The organism is Marinovum sp. (assembly GCF_034669705.1).
GTDB lineage: Bacteria > Pseudomonadota > Alphaproteobacteria > Rhodobacterales > Rhodobacteraceae > Marinovum.
This window is the reverse complement of the sequence record NZ_JAXMOR010000016.1, coordinates 37,801-59,672: the sequence shown is the minus strand read 5'-3', so window position 1 is coordinate 59,672 and position 21,872 is coordinate 37,801. Positions and strand designations below refer to the sequence as shown.

The window sequence follows — 21,872 nt, the reverse complement described above, 5'->3', positions numbered from 1 at the left end:
CATCCTATCCTTTGTATCCATAGTCCTGCCGGGCCTGCTCCGGTGTGATCAGCCCGGCGCGCAGGTCGTCCTTGACCCGCTCAGGGTCGCGGTCCGTGGCCGGGCCATAACCGCCACCGCCGGGCAGGCTCAACCGCAGCCGCTGGCCGTTTTTCACCAACTGCCGGCCCTTGCTGCGCAGTTGCCTGCCGTCGGTCAGCTCGACCCGGCCAGGTGCCCCCGGCCCGCCACCTTCGCGGCCCTGTGCCGGATTGTCGACCCGGTCGAACATGGCGTTGAAGTGGAAATCATAGCCCGCCCGCGCCTCGATCTCGATCACCTGCCCCAGCCCGCCGCGCTGCGCGCCGGCGCCGCCAGAGCCTTCACGCAGATCCTTGCGCCAGACGGTGATCGGCCCGACATGCTCTGTCGCCTCGACGCTCATCGTCGAGACGCCCGAGGGGAAAGCGGTGGCCGAGAGCCCGTCGAGCGCCGGCCGCGCGCCGGTTCCGCCGGAGTTGAACATCAGCACCTCGCGGTTCGGCAGCCCGCTGTCGGGGTCGCTGGGCCGGGCCGAGATCTGGATGTTCCAGAGCGCGCTGGCGCCCTCCGCCGGCACCGTGCCGGGCAGCGCCTGGTGCAGCGCGCCAAGCACCACGTCGGGCACCAGATGCCCCAGAACGTGGCGCACCGAGACCGGCGCCGGGCGGCGGGCGGCGAGGATACAGCCCTCGGGCGCGGTAATCTCGAAGGGCTCCAGCGAGCCCGAGTTGTTGGGCACCTGCGGGGCAATGGCGCATTTCAGCCCGTAGCAGGCATAGGCCCGGGTATAGACCTCTGGGCAGTTCACCCCGAAGCGGCTCATGCCCGAGGTGCCGGCGAAATCGGCCTTCAGGCGGTCGCCCTCGATATCGAGTTGCACCTTCATCATGACCGGGGCGTCGTAGCCGTCGACCTGCATCTGGTGGCGGAAACTGCCGTCGGGCACCGCGGCGATGGCCTCGCGGGTGGCGCGGCGGCTGGCGTCGAGGATGAACTCCGACAGCCCCTCCAGATCAGCGATGCCGAATTCGCCCATCATCGCCTGCAGCCGCCGGTCGCCGGCGGCGTTGCAGGCGGCCAGCGAATAGAGGTCGCCCACCACCTGATCGGGCTCGCGCACATTGGCGCGCACCAGCCCGATCAACGCGCGCGCCACCTCGCCGCGCTCGGCGAATTTCATGATCGGGATCAGCAGGCCTTCCTCGTAGACCTCGTTGGCATCGGGGCCGAAACCGCGGCCGCCGATATCGACCACATGGGCGGTGCAGGCGAAAAACCCGATGTGCTGCCCGTCGCGGAACGCAGGCGAGACCACGGTGATGTCATGCAGATGGCCGGTGCCCATCCAGGGATCGTTGGTCAGGTAGACGTCGCCCTCGAGGATGTTCTGCGGCCCGATCTCGCGGACGAAATGCGTGACGCTCTCGGCCATGGCGTTGACATGGCCGGGGGTGCCGGTCACCGCCTGCGCCATCATCCGGCCCTGGCGGTCGAAGAGCCCGGCCGAGAGGTCGCCGGCCTCGCGCACCGAGGTGGAAAAGGCGGTACGGATCAGCGTTGTCGCCTGTTCCTCGACCACGGCGATCAGCCGGTTCCACATGATCTGGTAGTCGATGGCGGTCGGGCTCATGATTTGTCTCCCTTGCGGATCAGGCGCAGGCTGCCGTCGCCCTGGCCTATGCAGCGGTAGGCGGAGGTGACGATGGTCGTGGTCTCACTCTCGACGATCACCGCCGGGCCGTCGACGGCGCGGCCGGCGGTCATCTCGGCGCGCTCGACCTCCTGCGCCGCGACGGTCTGGCGCAGCGCGGCGTCGTAGAACTGCCGCGTGCGCCGAACCGTGACCGCCGTGCCGCTGTCGTGGCGGGAAACGGGCGGCGTCTCGGGCAGCACCGAGGCGACCACCAGCGACCAGTTGGTGATCTCGATGCCAAGACCCTCGATCACCCGACCGAAGAGCGTGCGGTAGGCGGCCTCGAAGGCGGTGAGGATCTCGGATTTGTCACCGTCGACGAAGGACTTGTAGGGCAGCACCACCGGGATCTCCCAGCCCTGCCCCGTGTAGCGCATGAAGGCGGTGAGCCGGGTGGTGGTCTCGGCGGCCTCGGCGCCCTCGGCCCCAGAGGCCCCGGCGGCGACAAAGGCCGCGGCTTCCTCCTCGAGCTCGGCCAGTGCCGCATTGACGCTGGCGGCGTCGAACCCGTCAAGCCGCTGGAACATCCCCCGCGTCGCCTCGTAGCTGAACGGCGCCTTGAGGAACCCGATGGCCGAGCCGACCCCCGCGCCGGGCGGGATGATCAGCTCGGCAATGCCGAGCTTCTCGGCCAGCCGGCAGGCATGCAGCGGCGCGCCGCCGCCGAAGCCGATCATGGTGAAATGCTCGATGTCGCGGCCGTTCTCCACGGTGTGGACGCGGGCCGCGTTGGCCATGTTCTCGTCGACCATCTCGGTCACGCCAAAGGCCGCGTCGGCGGCGCTGATGCCGAGGGTGTCGGCCAGCCGGCCGGTCACCGCCGTCTCCGACGCCGCCACCGACAAGGGGATCGCCCCGCCGGCAAAATTCTCCGGGTCCAGACGGCCGAGCAGCAGGTTCGCATCGGTCACCGTCGGCTCCGTGCCGCCCTTGCCATAGCAGGCCGGTCCCGGCTCGGAGCCGGCCGAGCGCGGCCCGACCTGGATGCGGCCCATCGTGTCGATGGAGGCGATCGAGCCGCCGCCGGCGCCGATCTCGACCATCTCGACCACCGGGGTCGAGACCGTCATGCCGGAGCCCTTCTTGAAGCGATAGGTGCGCGCCACCTCGAAGGTATTGGCGGTCTTGGGCGCGCCCTCCTCGATCAGGCAGATCTTGGCGGTGGTGCCGCCCATGTCAAACGAAAGCACCGACTCCAGCCCATGGCCGCGGGCGAAATCGGCAGCAAAGATCGCGCCGCCGGCGGGGCCGGATTCCAGCAGCCTGACGGGTTGTTCCGCCGCCACCTCGACCGAGATCAGCCCGCCGCCGGAATGCAGCATGAAGACCGGCGCCGAGACCCCGGCCTCGCCCAGACGCGTGACCAGCCGGCCGAGGTAATCGGCGACCTGCGGCTGCACATAGGCATTGGCGATCACCGTGTTGAACCGCGGCAGCTCGCGCATCTGCGGCGAAATCACCGAGGACAGCGAGATCGACAGCTCTGGCGCGGCCTTGCGCAGCGCCTCGGCCATCCGCACCTCATGCGCGTCATTGGCATAGGCGTGCATCAGCCCGATCGCCACCGCCTCATAGCCGCCAGCCAGCACCTGCGCGACCACCGCCTCGATGTCCGAGGATTCGAGCGGCAGCAGCACCTCGCCCGCCGGCCCCATACGCTCGCTGAGCGTAAACCGGTCCTCGCGCGCCACCAGCGGTTTGGGCAGGGTCAGGTTCAGGTCATACTGCTCGAAGCGGTTCTCCGAGCGCATCTCGATCACGTCACGAAAGCCTTCGGTGGTGATAAAGGCCAGCCGCGCGCCTTGACGCTGGATCAGCGCATTGGTGACCAGCGTGGTGCCGTGGATCACCTGACCGATCTCTGCCAACGCAACACCGGCCGTCTCGGCGGCGATGGCGATACCGTCGAGAATGGCCTGTTCGGGCCGGGCATAATCGGTCAGCACCTTGCAGGTCGCGAGCCCGTCGGGATGCGACAGCGCGACATCGGTGAAGGTGCCACCGATATCGACGCCGACACGGATCTTGGGATGGTTCATGGGTCAGAGGGCCTTGAGAAGCTGGTTGGCGGTAAAGGCGGAGTGATAGAGCCGCGACATCAGCGGCGCACGCGGCACCGTCGACATCTCGGTCATCGGCAGGGGCAGATCGGCACGGTCCATGCCGGTCAGCAGCCCGGCCATGGTCTCGCCGAACAGGGTGCCGGTGGTGATGCCGCGGCCGTTGTAGCCGATCGGCGTGAAGAGGTTGGGCGCAAGCTCGTGGATGCGCGGCAGGTGGTCGGGCGTCATCGCGATCTGGCCGTGCCAGGCCTCGTCGAAGTCCACCGGGCCGAGGGTCGGGAACAGCCGGGCAATCTGCTTGCGGGCAAACCGGTGCGACAGGCCGTGGTCCTTGTCGCCCATGACCTTGCCCATGGAGCCGACCAGCAGCCGGTCAGAGGCATCGCGGCGCAGGCTGAACATGAACTGCCCGGTGTCCCAGACCCCCTGCCGGTCGGGCAGGATGTCATCCGCCTCAGGCCCAAGCGGTTTCGTGGCCAGCTGGAAGTAGTTGATGATCGTGAAGACGCGTTTGAGCCCGGGCCAGAGATCGTCGGTATAGGCGTTGGTGCCCAGCACCACGGCTTTGGCGGTGATCACGCCGGCGGTGGTCTCGACTTTCCACAGGTCGCCGTCGCGGTGCAGCTTGGTGGCGCGCACCCCGGTGCTGATCCTCGCGCCGGCCCCCAGCGCGGCGCGGGCCAGCCCGCGGCAATACCCCATCGGGTTGATCGTGCCGCAGCGCCGGTCGACCAGACCGCCGTGAAAATGGTCGGTGCCGATCAGCCCGGAGACCTCGTCGCGCGACAGCAGGTCCACCGGCTCGCCCAAGCGCTGCCATTCCTTGTGCCGGTCCTGAAGATCGGCAAATCCCTTCGGGCCATGCGCGGCATGGATCGTGCCGGTGCGGGTCACCTCGCAGCGAATCTGGTGTTTCTCGATCAGTGAGAACACATGCTCCGGCCCTTTGCAGAACCGTTTGACGAACCGCGGCCCATAGGTCTCGCCCAGAAGCGCGCGGACCTGCCGGGGCGGCAGCCAGAGCCCGGCGTTGACCAGCCCGACGTTGCGGCCGGAGCCGCCAAAGCCGATCTGCTCGGCCTCGACCACATGCGCCGAAAGCCCCGCTTCGGCGCAATGCAGCGCGGTCGACAGGCCAGTGTAACCGCCGCCAACGATGGCCACGTCGACCTGCACGTCGCCCTCCAGCGGCGCCCGGTAGTCGGGCTCCTGCGCAGAGACATCCCAGAGCGAAACTGCGGTCATTCAGACCTCCTGATGCGGGCCACCGCCCACTTGCGCCAGAGCTTGCATGCGCCCCTGAATAGTGTCAATATTTGAAATAACTGTTCCGTATACCGGCACAGCCCTACCCCCGGAAGGATGGATGATGGCCGCTCTCAAGATCTCCTCGGCCCGGATGGTGGCCGAGGCCCGCGCCCGGATCACAGAACTCGAAACCGCCGAGCTGATCGCCATGCTGGACGATCCCGACGTCGTGGTGGTCGATATCCGCGACGTGCGCGAGCGCCAGCGCAGCGGTCATATCCCCGGCAGCTTTCACGCGCCCCGCGGGATGATCGAGTTCTGGGTCGACCCCGACAGCCCTTACTTCAAGGACATCTTCACCCAGGACGGCAAGACATTCGTGCTGCACTGCGCTTCGGGCTGGCGCTCGGCGCTGACCACGGCGACCCTGCAGGACATGGGGTTCGACGCCGTGCACCTGAAGGAGGGCTTCTCGACCTGGAAGGAACAGGGCGGTCCGGTGGTGTATCCCGACCCCAAACCCTGATCTGCATCCTGACCGGCCGGGGGACCGTGGCCCGTCAGAGAGGGGTTCAGACAGACGGCCGGAGGCGATCCTGTCCTTCTCTTGTTCGAAAATACCTCGGGGTGAGCCCGCAGGACGAGGGGCAGCGCCCCTGCCGCCGTCGCTGACAGATGCGACGTTCCGGGGTTGCCGCGCCTAGCTGCCGGCCAGCTTTTCCGAAACGGACCGGGCGGCATCGGCCACCAGCGCGCCGAACCGCTCTTCGCCGCCTTCGGGCAGGTTGATGTCGGGCAGAGAAATGCCCAGCGCCCCCACAGGCTCGCCCCCCGGCAGGGTGATCGCCGCGCCGAAGCTGAGGATGCGCTCGCGAAACTCGCCGGTGTCGAAGGCAAAGCCGCGCGCGCGCGTGCGCGCAAGATCGGCCTCCAGCGCCGTAAGATCGGTCAGCGTCCGGTCGGTGTGCCGCGTCAGAGCGCCACCGATCTGGTCGCGCAACGTGTCGTGGGCTGCCGCGAGGATGGCCTTGCCGGTACCCACGCAATGCAGCGGCGCGGTGCCGCCGATGGCGTTCCACGACCGGATCGGCTTCTGGCTGTCGAGCTTGTCGATATAGACCACCGACAGCCCCTCGCGCACCGCCAGATAGACCGTCTCGCCGGTTTCCCGCGACAGAACCGACAGCTCGGGCGCTGCCATGTCCCGCAGGTTCAGGTTCTCGACCGAGGCCCGGCCGACGCGCCATGTCTTGAGCGTGGCGGAATAGGTCTTGTCGGGCAGATGCTGGACATAGCCCAGCGTCGTCAGGGTCTGGAGCAGGCGAAAGGTGTTCGACTTGGTCAGCCCCAATTCCTTGGACAGCTCGGTGACACCCTTCGCCTCCTGCGAGGCCGCGAGGCTCTCGAGGATCGACAGCCCCTTCGACAGGGTCGAATCCACCTTGGGCTTTTCCGGGGCGTCCATGTTCATGCGGTGTCCTGTTTTCGCCTTGGTATCAGTTGCAGCCCGGCTTCGAAAGCCGGCGGGGCAGACGCCTTGACCGGGGCGCCGGACTGCCGCACAGACGTGTTTGCGATAATTTGAGATTTATACTTCGAGATGACGCGCGTACCCTCGCGCCCTTGATGCAACCGTCGAGACCTTTTCATGGCCCGCTCCCTCACCTCCCGCGACCTCAGCCTCAAGTCTCTCGAGCTGTTTCAGATCTGTGCCACCCAGGGCTCGCTTCAGGCCGGCGCGCGAGAGGCGGGGCTGACCGTCAGCACCGTCTCGCATCACCTGCGCAGCCTCGAAGAGCATCTGGGCGTCGAGCTGTTCAACCATGCCCGCCGGCCGATGGTGCTGACGCCCAAGGGACAGGCCTTCCTGCGCAATATCGACGACGCGCTGCGCGCCATCCGCAAGGCCCGCGCCGAGGCCTCTGCCGGCAGCGTGGCCGAGGCGAGCCACCTGCGGATCGGCTCTATCGAGGATTTCGAAAGCGATATCGTGCCCGGCCTTGCGGTGTCGCTGTCGTCCCACATGCCGGCCTGCAATTTCATGTTCTACACCGCGTCGAGCCACGACCTGATCGGAATGTTACGCAACCGTCAGCTCGACCTCGGGATCACCACCGCGCCGGATGAGCGGCTGAGCGATCTGCAGGACCGCCCGCTGCTGCGCGATCCGTTTGTGGTGGTGCTGCCGCGCCTCGCGTCGCAATCCCTGGCGAATGTGGTGGACGGCACGACCAAACTGCCGTTCCTGCGGTTTTCCGGCAACCTGATGATCGCCCGCCAGATCGAATCGCAACTCAGGCGGATCGGCGTGACCTCGCCGCATCGCTTCGAGTGCAGCAACAACCAGACGCTGATGGCCATGGTCGCCGCCGGTGCCGGCTGGACCATCACCACGCCGCTGCTGTTTTCCCGCGCCAAATCGTTCCACCAGCAAGTGCAGATGCACCGCTTTCCCGGCAAGGCCTTCGCAAGGACGCTGGCGCTGGTGACGACGCCCGACTGCTCGCGTTCGGTGATCGAGCTCGTGGACACCAAGGTCCGCAGCCTGATCCGCAGGCACGCCATCGCGCCGCTCCACCAAAGCGATCCCTGGCTCGAGGACAGCTTTCGCCTGATCGACTGACGCCGTGGGCAAGGATTGAGGAACGGCAACGCCCTGCGGGACCGATGCCCACCGCGTCGGCGGCGGGGTCCGGCCGCCATGGCATATCCGGTACCGCTCAGGCCACGAGGGACGGAATTTTATCGCCCGTTGGCAACAGGTTCCGCCTTACTCTCAAATCGCCGAAAGCGAACTGCGATATTTTGACATCAACATAGATCGCCATTGCACGTGCAGCAACTTGGCCGCCTACTGCCCCCAACATGTATCGGAGGCGCACCCCATGAAATCTCGGACCAAAGTTGTTGTGATCGGCGGCGGCATTGCCGGGTGCTCGACGCTCTATCACCTGACGCAGGAAGGCTGGTCGGACGTGGTGCTGGTCGAGCGCGACGAGCTGACGTCCGGAACCACCTGGCATTCGGCGGCGCAGGTGACGAACTTCGGCGGCACCCAGACGATGGTGGGGCTGAAGACGCATTCGATCGCGCTTTACAAGCGGCTGTCCGAGGACCCCGAGTATCCGATCAACTATCACCACGCCGACGGCGGCATCCGGCTGGCCAATACCGAGGCGCAGATGCAGGGTTATCGGCACTTCTCGTCGATGGCGCGGGGCATGGGGGTCGAGCTTGAGGTGATCGACGCCGAGGAATGCGCCCGGCGGCATCCGCTGATCTCGACCGACAACCTGCTGGGCGGGCTGTGGGATCCGCTGGACGGCGATATCGACCCGGCGCAGCTATGCCAGGCGCTGGCCTATCATGCGCGGAAGGCCGGGGCCGAGGTCTATCGCAACACGCCGGTCACCGCGCTGACCCAGCACAAGGACGACACCTGGACGGTGCACACCGAAAAGGGCGACATCGACTGCGATATCGTGGTCAACGCCTGCGGCTACCGCGTCAACGAGGTGGGGTCGATGATGGGTGTGCATCACCCTGTCGCCTCGATGGAGCACCAGTATTTCCTGACCGAGGATATCCCCGCCATCGTCGAGGCAGGCCACCGCATGCCGCTGTTGCGCTGCCCGATCAGCGACTACTACAGCCGGCAGGAAAAGAACGGCCTGCTGGTCGGGTTCTACGAACAGGGCTGCAAGACCTGGGGCATGGACGGCATCGATCCGAAGTTCGTCAACGCGCTCTGCCCCGATGACCTCGACCGGGTGATGGACGTGCTCGAGGGCGCCTTCGAGCGCATGCCCGCGCTGGCCGAGACCGGCATCCGCTCGATCGTCAACGGCCCGATCACCTATACCATCGACGGTGCGCCCTTGGTGGGGCCAATCCCCGGCAAACGCAACGCCTTCTGCATCATCGGCTTGCGGGCCGGGCTGGGCGAAGGCGGCGGCCACGGCTGGCTGCTGGCGCAGCAGATCGTGCATGGCGAGGCGCAGTACGACACCTGGGTCATCGACCCGCGCCGCTTCACCGGCCATGCCAACGTCGAGCTGACCGCGCTGAAGGCCATCGAGGACTACCAGAACGAGTTCCGCTTCCACTTCCCGCACGAGCACCGCCCCGCCGCGCGTCCCGCCAAGACCACGCCGCTGACGCCGGTGCTGGCGGCAGAGGGCGCCGAGTTCACCGTGGTCAACGGCTGGGAGCGGATGGAGTACCTCAAGCCCTCGCCGGAATTTCACCCGACGCTGAGCTTCAACTTCGACGAGGCCTTCGACGTGGTCGCCGCCGAGGTGAAGAACGTCTCCGAGAATGTCGGCCTCTGCGAGGTCAACGGCTTCAACCGGTTCGAGATCACCGGCGCCGACCGCCACGCCTTCCTCGACCGGATGTTCTGCGGTGCGGTCACCAAGCGCGATGGCCGCGTCGGGCTGGGCTACCTGCTCAACCACCACGGCATGGTCAAGGGCGAGGCGACCATCGCGAACCTGCCCGCCTCGGACCGGGGGCCGCAGCGCGTCTGGTACGGCTCGGCGGCGGCCAGCGAATACCACGACATGGACTGGCTCCGGATGCACCTTAACCCGGACGAGGACGTGCAGATCCGCAGCCTGACCAACGACCAGACCATCCTCGTGCTGGCCGGTCCCAAGGCCCGCGACGTGCTGTCCGCCTGCTCGCGCGGCGACTGGTCGAAAGCGGCCTTTCCCTGGCTCAGCGTGCGCGAATGCTTCATCGGCTTCGTCCCGGCCACCGTTCTGGGTGTCAGCTTTTCCGGTGAGTTGGCCTACGAGATCCACGTGCCCAACAACGCGCTCTACGCCGCCTACCTCGCGCTGCGCGAAGCCGGCGAGGCGCACGGGCTGAAACTGTTTGGCGCCCGCGCGGTGGACTCGATGCGGATGGAGAAAGGCTTCCTGCACTGGAAGGCCGACCTCTTGACCGAGTTCGACCCCTTCGAGACCGGCCTCGACCGCTTCGTGAAGCCCGAAAAGGAAGGTTTCATCGGCAAGGAGGCGCTGCAAAAACGCATCGCGGAAGGCCCGCGCGCGCGACTGGTCACGCTGAAGATCGACACCACCAAGGCACCGGCCCACGGCGGCGCCTCGCTGATGCAGGGCGATACGGTCAAGGGCACGATCACCTCGGGCGACTGGGGCCACCGGACGGGGCTGAACCTCGCCTATGCCTTCGTCGACCCGGATTTCGCCGCCCCGGGCAGCACGCTGGAGCTCGACCTCTGCGGCGATTTGGTCAAGGCCGAAGTCATCGCTCCTTCGCCCTATGACCCCGACTACAGCCGGATGCGTGCCTGAGCGTGAAGCGCCGCCTGCCGATCCCGGAAAGGACCGAGAACATGCACCTGTGCCGCGTCCCCCCAGCCCGGACTGCGCCACCGCGGCGCATGCACCCGCAGCCCGGAAGCACGGTTGCGCTGTCCTCGGAATTCGCCGGCCTGATGTCTGATTCTACACGGAAAGGCTGACACCATGGCCATCACCTACCTCAAGCAAGCCACCCCCCGCCCCGCGGTCGAGACCAGCGACATCCGCGACACCGTCTCAACCATGCTCGCCACGATCGCCCGCGACGGCGAGGCGGCGGTGCGCGACTACGCCAAGCGGCTCGATGGCTGGACCGGCGATATCGTGCTCTCTGACGCGGCCCGCCAAGCGGCCTGCGCCCGCGTCCCGCAGCAGCTCAAGGACGACATCCGCTTTGCTCAGGCCAACATCCGCCGCTTTGCCGAGGCGCAGAAGGCCACGCTCGGTGACTGCGAGGTCGAGGTCATCCCGGGGCTGATCGCGGGCCAAAAGCAGATCCCCGTCGCCAGCGCCGGCTGCTACGTGCCGGGCGGCCGCTACAGCCATGTCGCCAGCGCGCTGATGACGATCACCACCGCCAAGGTCGCGGGCGTGCGCCATATCACCGCCGTCTCACCCACCCGGCCGGGCGCCGGCATCCCCGATGCCATCGTCTTTGCCATGGACCTCTGCGGTGCCGACCTGATCCTCAACCTCGGCGGCGTGCAGGGCGTGGCCGCCATGGCGCAGGGCCTGTTCGGAGGCCAACCGGCCGACATCCTCGTCGGGCCCGGCAACAGCTACGTGGCCGAGGCCAAGCGCATGCTCTTCGGCGAGGTCGGCATCGACATGTTCGCGGGGCCCACCGACTCGCTGGTCATCGCCGATGCCACCGCCGATCCCGAGACCGTCGCCTGGGACCTCGTCAGCCAGGCCGAGCACGGCGCCGACAGCCCGGTCTGGCTGGTCACCACCGACCGCGCCCTGGCCGAGGCCGTCTTGGCCCGCGTCCCGGCCCTGATCGCCGAGCTGCCCGAGCCCAACGCCTCTGCCGCGCGCACCGCCTGGGCCGAGCGCGCCGAGGTGATCCTCTGCGACAGCCGCGAAGAGGCGGCGCAGGTCTCGGACCGCTACGCGCCAGAACATCTGCAGGTCCAGGCCGCCGATCTCGACTGGTGGCTGACCCGCCTCTCCGCCTACGGCTCGCTGTTTCTGGGCGCAGAGACCACCGTGGCCTTCGGCGACAAGAGCTCCGGCCCCAACCACGTGCTGCCCACCAGCGGCGCGGCGCGCTATACCGGCGGGCTGTCCGTGCACAAGTTCACCAAGACCGTCACCTGGCAACGCTGCACCGCCACGGCATCGCACGAGCTGGCCCTCCGTACCGCCCGGATCAGCCGCATCGAAGGGATGGAGGGCCACGCCAGAGCCGCGGAACTCCGCCTTGCCCGCGCCTGACAGACGCCCTAGCGGCTGTGCGCCTTAAAGCCGCGCGCGCTGAAGCATTCGGCTCAGCTGCCGGCGCCGTTTCGGGACAGCGAGAGACGACGCTTGCTCTTCGGCAGGGCGAACGCGCGCCGACTGCATCAACCAAGGTATCAATTTCAGGAATACCGACCCGCACCTAATTCGATTATATTTCTTCGCCACCAGCTTCTAAGTTGCTCGACATGCCAGCCGGAGGGGGCGCGGCAGACGAGGGAGGATGACCGGTGAAGACGATCTTTGTCATATTCGATTCATTGAATCGCACAGCGCTTGCGCCCTATGGCGGCGATGCCACGCTGACGCCGAACTTCGCCCGTTTCGCCGATCGCGCCGTCACCTTCGACAAGCATTACGTGGGCTCGCTGCCCTGCATGCCGGCGCGCCGCGACATGCACACCGGACGGCTGAACATGATGCACCGGCCCTGGGGTCCGCTCGAGCCGTTCGACAATTCCTATGCGCAGATGCTCAGCACCGCCGGCGTCTATACGCATATGGTGACCGACCATTACCACTACTTCGAACCCGGCGGCGCGGGCTATGCGCAGGCCTTCGACAGCTGGAGCTTCAAGCGCGGTCAGGAGTACGACCCGGTTACCGTGCGCGTGGCCCCCGATGTCGCGGCCCTGCGCGAGGGTTATGACCCCCGCCACTACCCGCTGGACAGGCTGCCCGAAGGCACGCTGACCCATCGCTCCACCGACCCGCTCGCCTATCGCCGCATGCAGCATGCCCTGAACGCCGAGCACATGACCGACGAGGCCGACTACCCGCTCGCGCAGTGCTTTGCCTCGGCTTTCGAGTTTCTCGACGGCAACAAGGATGCGGACGACTGGCTGCTGCAACTTGAATGCTTCGACCCGCATGAGCCCTTCATGGCCGCCGACCGTTTTCGCGACGGCGACGACAGCCGCCCGGTTCTGGACTGGCCGCCCTATGAAAGGCTGGCCAACAGCCCCGAGGAAATCGACAGCATCCGCGGCAACTACCGCGCGCTGTTGCGGATGTGCGACGATTATTTCGGCCAGCTGCTCGACTGGATGGACGCGACCGGCGCCTGGCAGGACACCTGCCTGATCGTCACCACCGATCACGGCTACCTGCTGGGCGAACATGAATGGTGGGGCAAGAACAAGATGCCCTGCTACGAGGAGATCGCCCATATCCCGCTGATGGTCTGGCACCCGGACCACGCCGATCAGGCCGGCACCCGCCGCGGCGGCGTGACCCAGACCATGGATATCATGCCGACACTGCTGGAGCTCAACGGCGTTCCGGTGCCGGGCGAGGTTCAGGCCCGGTCGTTGCTGCCGCATCTCGCCAATCCAGACGCGCCGGCCGAGGACCGCACGGTCGTCTTCGGCCTGTTCGGCGGCCCCATGGGGGTGACCGACGGCAGCTACAGCTACGTACATTATCCCACGTCCACGGCCACCGATGCGCTCAACATGTACACCATGGCGCCTCAGCACATGACCGAGAGCTTCTCGCCCGAGGAATTGGGCCAGGCCGGGATGGTACCGCCGCTGGGCTTTACCAAGGGCGCAAGGCTGATGCGGGTGCCGGTGGCGCGCGAGGTCAAGGAAGCGGGCTTTGCCGCGGCGGCCGACAGCGCTGCGGGATCAGCGGTCTACGACCTGCGGGTCGATCCGGGCCAGACGACACCGATCGAGGCACCGGGCACCACGGCGCGGCTGCAGCGCGCACTGGCCGAGACATTCGCCCGCCACGAGGCACCGCCCGAACTTTTTCATTACTACGGGCTGGACGATGTCCTGTCCGAAACCGCCGCGCCGAAACGTTCGGCCGGCTGAGAACTTCTTGGAGGAGGAGAAGGAAGATGAGTTTCACCACGAAGATATCCGCAGCGCTGGCCGGCGCCTTGATGCTGGCCCAGCCGCTTTCGGCGCAGGACTACCCCGCGCGCAACATCGAGGTCGTGTTCCCCTGGGGGCCGGGCACCGCCATGTCGGCGGTTCAGGTCATCGCCGAAGGCATGAGCCAGGAACTGGGGGTGTCGCTGCCCGTGGTGTCCAATCCGGGGGCGGCCGGCGTGCGCGCGGTACAGACCGGGCTGGACCGCCCGGCGGACGGCTACACCATTATCGACAACTGGGTCGCGCCGCTGGTGCTGCAGCCGCTGCTCGGCAATGCCGACTGGTCGGCCAAGGATTTCATCCCGCTCTATTCCGGCGTGACGGTCCCCTTTGCCATTGCCGTTCGCAAGGATGACGACAGGTTCCCCGACTTCCCGGCCTTTGTCGACTACGTCAAGAACAACCCCAACGGCGTGCGCTATTCGTCGGGCAGCTACGGCAACCTGCCGCATATGATCATGGCCCAGACCATGCGCGCCAACGGCGCCTATGCCCGCAACATCCCCTACCAGCAGGACGGTGACGCCCTGAAAGACCTGCGCGCCGGGGTGATCGACTACATGTTCGTCTCGCCCGCCACCTATTCCGCCAACGCCGATGCCTTCAAGCCGGTGGTGGTGCTGAACGACGACCCCGGCGTCAAGAAGTTCTTTGACGATGCGCCGCTGGTGACCGAGTTCGGCACCGACATTGGCCTGAGCGGACTGGCCCCGATGGGCTGGCACTGGTTCACGCTGCATCCCGACACGCCCGACGCGCAGGTGCAGGTGCTGCGCGATGCGATGGAAAAGACGCTGAACAACCCCGAGGTCGTGTCACGGCTCGAAAGCCTGAACTTCTTCGTGCCGAAACTGCCGCCCGAGGACTTCGAGGCCACCGTGACCAATGTGCGCGAACAGCTCTCTGCCGCCGCCGATGCGGTCGCTTGGGAAAAAGAGCAGCTGAACAACTGACCCCAGCTGTGCGCCCGGCCCGCAGACGCTGTGCCGGGCGCGACAGTCACACCAGGAGGTGACCGCCATGCCCACCGGATTTCGTGGCAAAATCGCAGAACTGGCCTTTCTCGGGATCTTCGCACTGATCACGGCGGTCGCCTTCTTTGAAACCCGCGTGACCCTGGTCGCGAAACGTGCGGCCAGCGGTGACGCCTTTTCCAACTCGGCGCTGTTTCTCGAGATCATAGCGGGCCTGATGGCCGCCTTTGTCCTGGTCATCGCGGTCCAGACCCTGGCCCGCGGCGCCAGGCCCGCATCAGACGAGGCGCCGACACTGGCCGGACGGACCGCACTGCGGCTGATCGGCTTCGTGGTAATCGTCGCCTTCTACGTCGCGTCGTTCCGGTTGCTGGGATATTACATTGCCACCACTCTCACGGTCGCCGGAATGCTGGCGGTGATGGGGACACGGTCGCGGCTGGCCTTCTTGGTCTTCCCGCTGGCCGTGTCCCTCATCATCGGCTTCGTCTTCGAGATCCTCTTCAACGTCGTGCTGCCCCTCGGCTTTCTCGGGCTGACGCTGCAATCGGTCCTCGGGTGATCACATGCTTCATGATCTGACATTCCTCGGCGGCAGCCTGCCCGCCTTTGCCATCCTCACCGTGCTGATCGGCACCTTTCTGGGGCTGTTCATCGGCGCCATGCCGGGACTCGGGCCGCTGATGGGCATCATCCTGATGCTGCCGGTCGCCTTCTACATGGACCCGGTCAGCGGCATGGGCCTGCTGATCGCGATCTATGTCGCCGGCTCCTGCGGCGGCGCGATTTCGGCGATCCTGCTGCGCGTGCCCGGCACACCGCTGGCCGCCGTGACCCTGCTTGACGGCTATCCGATGGCGCAGAAGGGTCAGGCGGGCGAGGCCGTGGGCCTTGCCATCACCGCCTCGGCCATCGGCGGCCTGCTGAGCGGCGTCGTACTGGTCTTCGGGGCCCCGCGTCTTGCCGCCTTTGCGGTGAATTTCAGCGCGCCCGAGTTCTTTGCCCTTGCCATCACCGGCATCCTCGCCGTGGTGGTGGTGGCCGGCGACAGCTTTGCCAAGGGGATCATCGCCGGGCTGCTGGGCATCCTGATCGCCACCGTCGGCACCGATCCGATGTCCTCGGTCACCCGCTTTACCTATGACAACAACGATCTGCTGGGCGGGATCGGCATCGTTCCCGCCGTCGTCGGCCTCTTTGCGCTGCCGGAACTCGCCAACCAGATCCTCGGCGGCCGCACCGAGGGACGCCGCGACATCGGAAAGTTCCGGGTCTCGTTCCGCTCGATCGGCACGGTTTTCAATGACAAGTTCAACCTGCTGCGGTCCTCGGTGATCGGCACCTTTCTGGGCGCGCTGCCCGGCGCCGGCGGCGTGATGGCCTCGTTCACCGCCTATGCGGTCGCCAAGTCCTCGGCCCGTGACAGCAGCGAATACGGCCACGGCGCCAAGGGTGGCGTCATCGCCTCGGAGGCGGCCAACAACGCCTGTTGCGGCGGCGCGCTGATCCCGACCCTGGCGCTGGCAATCCCGGGCGACGCGGCGGCGGCGGTGCTGATGGGCGCGCTGTTGCTGCTGGGCCTGCAACCGGGTCCGCAGCTCTTCACCCTGTCGGGCGACCTGGTCGAAGGCGTCTTTGCGGTCTACCTGCTGGCCAATGTCTTCCTGCTGGTTCTGGGATTCGCGCTGGCGCCGCTCTTCGCCTCGGTCCTGAAAATCCAGAACCGCTTCCTGATCCCGCTGATCCTGGTGCTCAGCGTGGTCGGCACATTCGCGGTGCAGTCGTCGCAGTTCGATCTCTGGATCATGCTCGGCTTCGGCGCGATAGGCTTTGGCATGCACCGCTTCGGCTATCCCGCCGCGCCGCTGGTGATCGGGCTGGTGCTCGGGCCGCTGCTGGAATCCAACATGCGCCGGTCGCTGCTGCTGTCGGGGGGCGAGCTCGACATCTTTGTGCAACGCCCGATCAGCGCCACCATCCTGGCGGTGAACCTGCTGGTGCTGGTGGTCGTCCTGATCCGGGCACTCCGGCGGAAAGACAAGGCGCCCGAGACCCTTCCGAGCCTCGGCGACTGAGATCAATTGACGGTGCAGCCGGGCCGGGCTTGGGCTATCGTGCGGAATGGAACGAGATCTCGCAGCCTTTCTGGCGATTGCAAAGACCGGCTCACTGTCGGCGGCGGCCCACGAACTTGCGATCACGCAGCCGGCCCTGACCAAGCGCCTGCAGAACCTCGAGGACCGGCACGGCATCACCCTGTTCGACCGCCGGCCCCGCGGCATGGAACTCACCGGTGCCGGCCGACAGTTCCTGCATCACGCCCGGCGCATCGAACAGGAATACCTGCAGGCTGCCGAGGCCATCGATCTTCTCAAGGTCGCCCGGATGGCCGAGTTGCGGGTCGGCGCCGGCCCCTTGTTCCACATCCGCTACATGGCCGATGTCTGGCAACGGATGCGGGTGGCGTTTCCCCGGCTCGGCCTGCACCTCGAGGCCGGGGTGAACCCGGTCCTGCTGCCCAAGTTGCGGAGCGGCGAGCTGGACATGGTGCTGGGCGCTAGCGAGTCGCTCGATCCCGACGATCCGCTGGCCTTTGTGCCGTTGCTGAAGGTTGATGTCGGCGTCGTCATGCACAGGGACAACCCGCTGACGCGAAAGGCCGAACTGGCGGCCGACGATCTGACGGATTTCGACTGGGTGGTCTACAGCGAGAACCCGCATTTCAAGGAACTGGTGGCGAACTTCTTTGAACGCAGCGGCGCGCGGCCGCCGGAGTTCATCTTTCGCACCTCGTCCTTCTTTACCGGTCTGCAGTACGTTCAACGGGTCCGGGCGGTGATGACCATCCCGCTCCAGCTTGACAAGGTCCTGCCGCTGCCCGAGCTGACGGTCGTGCCGACCACGCCGCTGATCAGCGAGAACCAGGCCGGCATTTTCGTCCGCAAGTCGCTGCAGGACTGCGCGGAAATCCGCACCATCTGCACCATCATGGCCGATCTCACCTCAGAGGCATCGCGGCGACAGGACCTCGGTGGCGCCCCTCCGCCCTCATCAGGATAACAGGCGCGGCGCGCCCCTGCCCTATACCCCTAGCCCCGCTCAGGCCCCTCCGCGGTCCTTCGCCCGGCCGAAGTCTTCTGCGTTTCCTCTCGACACTTCGGAGGAGCCTCTTGCCATCCCGCCACGGCACTTCGGCAGGTGAGGTTTACCCACGGGTACAGCTCGATTGCCTCGCATCAGGTCCCGTCACCTCAAATCGGCGTAGGCTTTGCCATTTCATGGGCAGGAACCGCGTGCGGATCTTTCAGGAAGCCGCCCAGCCGCGCGCGATAGTCGGCGGCCAGCTCGCCCCGCCCCGAGGCCTCCAAACGCTCGAGATAGAGCTCTGGATCGGAGTAGAGGACCGGGCCGCGCGTGAGGTTCTGCTGCATCTTGTCGGGCTCCGAGGTGGACCGCCCGGCGTATTCGAACCACCAATCGGCCAAGTCGGCCTTGAGAGGCGCTGCGCGCTCCGGCTGATCCGGCATCAGGTCGCGCGTCATGTGCGGGTCGTTGGACAGATCATAAAGCGCCTCGGGATCGGCCTTGTAGGTGCCCGGATGCAGCGTGCGGATATAGAGCAGGTCGCCCTTGCGCACCGCGCGCTGGAAGGTGTGGACCCCCTGGCTCAGGATCAGGTGATCGCGGCCGTCAAACTCCTCGCCGCGCAGCACCGGCGCGAAAGATTGACCGTGCCAGCCCTCTGGCGTCGGCAGGCCGAGCATGTCGCAAAGCGTGGGGCCGAAATCGAGGTGATAGAACAGCCCGTCATGCGAGCGTTTCTCGTCCGGCAGATCGTCGGTCACGCCGGGCCAGCGCACGATCAGCGGCACCCGGGTGTTGGCCGGGTGGGCATAGGCATGCTCGCCGTAAATGCCATGTTCGCCAAAGGCCTCACCGTGGTCGGCGGTAAAGACGATGGCCGTCTCGTCGTCGATCCCCAGCTCCTTGAGCTTTGCCAGGATGCGGCCGATGTGATGGTCGATATAAGAGATCGCGCCGTCGTAGCCGTTGATCAACTGCTCGAAATCGGCGCGGTTGGTGATCGCATGCGGCGTGATCTCGGGGTTTGGCGAGGGGTCGCCATAGGCACCGTGCAGGTCCTTGGCGGTGGCAGCACCGTAGAGGTCCTGGTGCGCGGCGATCGTCTCCGCGTCGGGCCAGTCAGGGGCCGGGCCGCTGGCGGCGGCGCGGTCCAGCGTTGCCTTGTCGATCTGGTAGTCGCGGTGCGCGTCCCAGAAGTTGAGCATCAGGAACCACTTGTCGTCCTTGCCACGCCGGTCGAGCCAGTCGAGCGCGGTGTCGGCCACGTCGGCGGCATCCTCGTCGATGCCGAGCGACAGGCTGGGGCGGATGAACTCCATGAAATTGCCGTGGAACCAGTAGGCTTGGTGACGCTCGGCGAAACAGGTCATGCCGACGGTGTGATAGCCGCCGGTGTTGGCCAGGTGAAAGCCGAGGAAGGGCGCGCTGCTGCGCTGGCTGCGCGACTCGGTCAGGTAAAGATCGCCGTCATTGCCCTGGTGCCCGGTCAGGCCCGTGGTGACGCCGAACCTCTGGGTGGTCATCGCGCCGCGCGACGGGACGCAGGGACAGTCGGAGCTGTGGTATTCGTCGAACCGCACCCCCCGATCGGCGATCGACTGGATGTTCGGCGTCAGCTTCCGGGCATAGCCATAGGGCGAGGTGTGATCGGGACGCAGGGAATCGACGTCAATGTAGATGATGCGCATGGTGGCCTCTCAGTCCGGAAGTACAAGATGTGATCTAACAAATACCACCAATATCGATCATAATCAAACTAATTTGAGAGGTATTGTTGTTTTCTGTGCGCTCCCCCCGGGCTGCGCTCGCACAAGGCTGTCACACCGCGATGACCACTTCGACGTTAAACTCATTCAGCAGAGCGGCCATCTCCGCAGGAAGCGGCGCGTCGGTGATCAGCACGTCGATACTGTCGAACCCCATGACCCTGACGGCAGAGGACTTGCCGATCTTCGAGCTGTCGACCAGCAGGACCCGCGATTGCGCCTGACCGGCGAGTGTCTTCTTGATTTCCGCATCCTCGAAGGAATAGTCGAACAGCCCGTCCTCGGTGATCCCGGCGACCGCGAGAAAGGCGATCTCGAACCGGAAATCACGCAGGTAGGCGACGGTCTGCGCGCCCACAGTCGACGGGTCAGCGCCGGCGATGCGGCCGCAGGGCGCGTAGATCTGCATCTGGTTTTTGGCCAGCAGGCGTTGGATCGGCAGCGAGGCGCAGACGATATGCACGCTGTTGTCAGAGATCTGCGAGGCCAGCTCGTAGCAGGTTGTGCCGACATCGATCGCGATCGTCGAACGCGGCTGGATGCGGCGGGCGGCACTGGCGGCGATGCGCTTTTTCTCGGGCCGGTTGCGGGTGGCCCGGTTCTCGACGCTGGGTTCGACCATCTCGAACACCTTGCTGCGCAAATCATCGTTCGAATGCGCCCCGCCGTGGGTGCGCACGACGTAGCCCTCGGCGCCGAGCTTGTCCATGTCGCGCCGGATGGTCATCTCGGACACGCCCAGCCGCTCTGCGATCTCGCTGACAGAGGCGTGGCCGTTATTCTCGACCTCGGCCAGAATGGCTTCAAGCCGGACGGTGGCGGGGATGCGTTTCGTGCTCATGGCGACAACTCAAAATTGATTTCGGGGCAAACATACAGGAAAACTATCAAAACCGAACAGACCTTGTCGATGGACCTTGTGCCTGCCCCGAGACCGTCTCACTCCGGGGGCCGCTGGTGTGCCCAGGGCGCCACACGCTCATAGGCGCGCGAGGCCTGCAACACCAGCGCGTCGGCATGGCGCGGCCCGACGATTTGTAGCCCGATCGGCAATCCTGCCTCGGACAGTCCGGCCGGAACGCTGGCCGCCGGGTTGTGGAACAGGTTGAACGGAGAGCTGAACGGCGCCCATTCCATCCAGTCCCAGTCATGCTCGGGGTAGTCCTCCGGCAGCAGGCGCCCGTTGGTGACCGGCAGGCAGGCAACCGCGGGGGTCAGCAACAGGTCGTGCTGTTCGAACCAGCCCACCAGCCGCTGGTAGATCGGAAAGGCGTTGACCTTGTCGAACAGGAACTCGCCGGAGGTCTGGGTCAGCGCGCCGCGGGCGCAGGCGACGAGCGCCGGATCGAGCGCGTCGAGATGATCGCCCAGCCGGTGGTTCACGATGGCCGACATGATCGCCTGCCAATTGCGCTTGGCAATCTCCATCGATCCCGACAGGTCCAGATCGGCGGGCACCACCTCGGCACCGAGATCGGCAAAGCGCTGCGCCGCCGCTTCGCAGGTGGCCAGCACCTCCGGGTCGATCTTGTCGACGAACCCGAGGTCTGCGCTCCAGCCGACACGCATCCCCTTGAGCGGTTTGTCGAGGCTTTCGAGGTACTTGGGCGAGGGACATTCCAGCGAATAGAGGTCGCGGTCGTCGGGGCCGGAACAGACCTCCATCATCAGCGCAGCATCCGTGACCGAGCGGGTCAGCGGGCCGTAATGGGTGTGCTGGTTGGTGTTGGGCAACATCAGCGGGATGCGGCCATGCGAGGGCTTGAGCCCGTAGATGCCACAGAACGAGGCCGGAATGCGGATCGAGCCGGCACCGTCGGTGCCGGTGGCCAGTGGAGCCATTCCCGCCGCAACCGCCACCGCAGAGCCGCCGGAACTGCCGCCGGGGTTGCGGCTCTTGTCCCATGGATTGTGGGTCATGCCGTGCAGCTCCGAATAGGTCAGCCCGATCCAGGCCATGTCCGGCGTGGTGGTTTTGCCCAGCGGGATCGCGCCGGCCCGCTCCATCCGTTCGATGATCGGCGAAAAGCCGGTGGCGACGTGACCCTTGTTGGGCAGCGATCCGACGGTGGTCAGCTGCCCCTTGTAGTCATCGGAATCCTTGATCGCATAGGGCACCCCGTGCAGCGGACCCCAGAACTCGCCGCGCATCTGCGCCGCTTCGGCCTGTTTCGCCTTGTCGCGGGCGATGTCGAACATCGGCAGGCAAAAGGCGTTCAGCTCGCCATCGCGCTGTTCGATCCGCGCGATGCAGGCCTCGGTCACCTCGACCGGCGAGAGCGTCTTGTCCCTGACGCGCGCGGCGATTTCGCTGGCGTCCATCCAGTGCAGGTCTGTTGCGGTCATCGT

Annotated in this window: 16 protein-coding genes; 9 read left to right on the top strand and 7 right to left on the bottom strand. The window is 66.3% G+C overall.

What is annotated here, in order from left to right:
• Positions 1 to 4 precede the first annotated feature (4 nt).
• Genes VOI27_RS12775 through VOI27_RS12765 form a run of 3 tightly spaced genes read right to left on the bottom strand, consistent with a single transcriptional unit; the run spans position 5 to position 5,022 of the window.
• Entirely contained in the window at positions 5 to 1,651 is a 1,647-nt protein-coding gene (locus tag VOI27_RS12775) for a hydantoinase B/oxoprolinase family protein (RefSeq protein ID WP_323765738.1), read from the bottom strand.
• Positions 1,648 to 3,753: a hydantoinase/oxoprolinase family protein gene (locus VOI27_RS12770; protein ID WP_323765737.1), complete on the bottom strand. Its 2,106-nt coding sequence runs from the start codon at positions 3,751 to 3,753 to the stop codon at positions 1,648 to 1,650. Before VOI27_RS12770 ends, VOI27_RS12775 begins: the two co-directional genes overlap by 4 nt.
• A gap of 3 nt (positions 3,754 to 3,756) precedes the next feature.
• The gene (locus VOI27_RS12765; protein ID WP_323765736.1) at positions 3,757 to 5,022 is read right to left on the bottom strand and encodes an FAD-binding oxidoreductase; all 1,266 of its coding nucleotides are present in this window, start codon (positions 5,020 to 5,022) and stop codon (positions 3,757 to 3,759) included.
• Positions 5,023 to 5,146: 124 nt separating this feature from the next.
• Here VOI27_RS12765 and VOI27_RS12760 point away from each other — a divergent pair, with 124 nt between their 5' ends.
• Positions 5,147 to 5,551 (top strand): rhodanese-like domain-containing protein, encoded by a 405-nt coding sequence (locus VOI27_RS12760; RefSeq protein ID WP_323765735.1) that lies wholly within the window; start codon positions 5,147 to 5,149, stop codon positions 5,549 to 5,551.
• A 174-nt stretch (positions 5,552 to 5,725) separates the two neighbouring features.
• On the opposite strand, the gene VOI27_RS12755 is transcribed toward VOI27_RS12760, so the two are convergent.
• Entirely contained in the window at positions 5,726 to 6,496 is a 771-nt protein-coding gene (locus VOI27_RS12755; RefSeq protein ID WP_323765734.1) for an IclR family transcriptional regulator, read from the bottom strand.
• Between the two features lie 177 nt (positions 6,497 to 6,673).
• On the opposite strand from VOI27_RS12755, the gene VOI27_RS12750 reads away from it, so the two are divergent.
• The 8 genes from VOI27_RS12750 (at position 6,674) to VOI27_RS12715 (ending at position 17,733) form a co-directional block, all read left to right on the top strand.
• Positions 6,674 to 7,648 carry a LysR family transcriptional regulator gene (locus VOI27_RS12750; protein WP_323765733.1) on the top strand — a complete coding sequence of 325 codons (975 nt, stop codon included), beginning with the start codon at positions 6,674 to 6,676 and terminating at the stop codon, positions 7,646 to 7,648.
• A gap of 262 nt (positions 7,649 to 7,910) precedes the next feature.
• The gene (locus VOI27_RS12745) at positions 7,911 to 10,346 is read left to right on the top strand and encodes an FAD-dependent oxidoreductase (RefSeq protein WP_323765732.1); all 2,436 of its coding nucleotides are present in this window, start codon (positions 7,911 to 7,913) and stop codon (positions 10,344 to 10,346) included.
• A gap of 174 nt (positions 10,347 to 10,520) precedes the next feature.
• Positions 10,521 to 11,792, top strand: coding sequence for a histidinol dehydrogenase (gene hisD / locus VOI27_RS12740; RefSeq protein WP_323765731.1), 1,272 nt, complete (start codon positions 10,521 to 10,523; stop codon positions 11,790 to 11,792).
• A gap of 254 nt (positions 11,793 to 12,046) precedes the next feature.
• Complete coding sequence (locus VOI27_RS12735; protein ID WP_323765730.1) at positions 12,047 to 13,636, top strand: sulfatase; 1,590 nt, start codon at positions 12,047 to 12,049, stop codon at positions 13,634 to 13,636.
• 26 nt (positions 13,637 to 13,662) lie between these two features.
• Positions 13,663 to 14,652 (top strand): tripartite tricarboxylate transporter substrate binding protein, encoded by a 990-nt coding sequence (locus VOI27_RS12730; RefSeq protein WP_323765729.1) that lies wholly within the window; start codon positions 13,663 to 13,665, stop codon positions 14,650 to 14,652.
• Between the two features lie 67 nt (positions 14,653 to 14,719).
• Positions 14,720 to 15,235: a tripartite tricarboxylate transporter TctB family protein gene (locus tag VOI27_RS12725; RefSeq protein WP_323765728.1), complete on the top strand. Its 516-nt coding sequence runs from the start codon at positions 14,720 to 14,722 to the stop codon at positions 15,233 to 15,235.
• Positions 15,236 to 15,239: 4 nt separating this feature from the next.
• Positions 15,240 to 16,748 carry a tripartite tricarboxylate transporter permease gene (locus tag VOI27_RS12720; protein WP_323765727.1) on the top strand — a complete coding sequence of 503 codons (1,509 nt, stop codon included), beginning with the start codon at positions 15,240 to 15,242 and terminating at the stop codon, positions 16,746 to 16,748.
• A gap of 46 nt (positions 16,749 to 16,794) precedes the next feature.
• The gene (locus VOI27_RS12715; protein ID WP_323765726.1) at positions 16,795 to 17,733 is read left to right on the top strand and encodes a LysR family transcriptional regulator; all 939 of its coding nucleotides are present in this window, start codon (positions 16,795 to 16,797) and stop codon (positions 17,731 to 17,733) included.
• A gap of 191 nt (positions 17,734 to 17,924) precedes the next feature.
• Here VOI27_RS12715 and VOI27_RS12710 read toward each other — a convergent pair whose 3' ends face one another.
• The 3 genes from VOI27_RS12710 to VOI27_RS12700 form a co-directional block, all read right to left on the bottom strand.
• On the bottom strand, positions 17,925 to 19,445 hold the full coding sequence (locus tag VOI27_RS12710; RefSeq protein ID WP_323765725.1) for a sulfatase: 1,521 nt from the start codon (positions 19,443 to 19,445) through the stop codon (positions 17,925 to 17,927).
• A gap of 130 nt (positions 19,446 to 19,575) precedes the next feature.
• Positions 19,576 to 20,364, bottom strand: a complete 789-nt coding sequence (locus tag VOI27_RS12705; RefSeq protein ID WP_323765724.1) for a DeoR/GlpR family DNA-binding transcription regulator — start codon at positions 20,362 to 20,364, stop codon at positions 19,576 to 19,578.
• A gap of 98 nt (positions 20,365 to 20,462) precedes the next feature.
• The gene (locus tag VOI27_RS12700; protein WP_323765723.1) at positions 20,463 to 21,869 is read right to left on the bottom strand and encodes an amidase; all 1,407 of its coding nucleotides are present in this window, start codon (positions 21,867 to 21,869) and stop codon (positions 20,463 to 20,465) included.
• Positions 21,870 to 21,872: the final 3 nt, after the last annotated feature.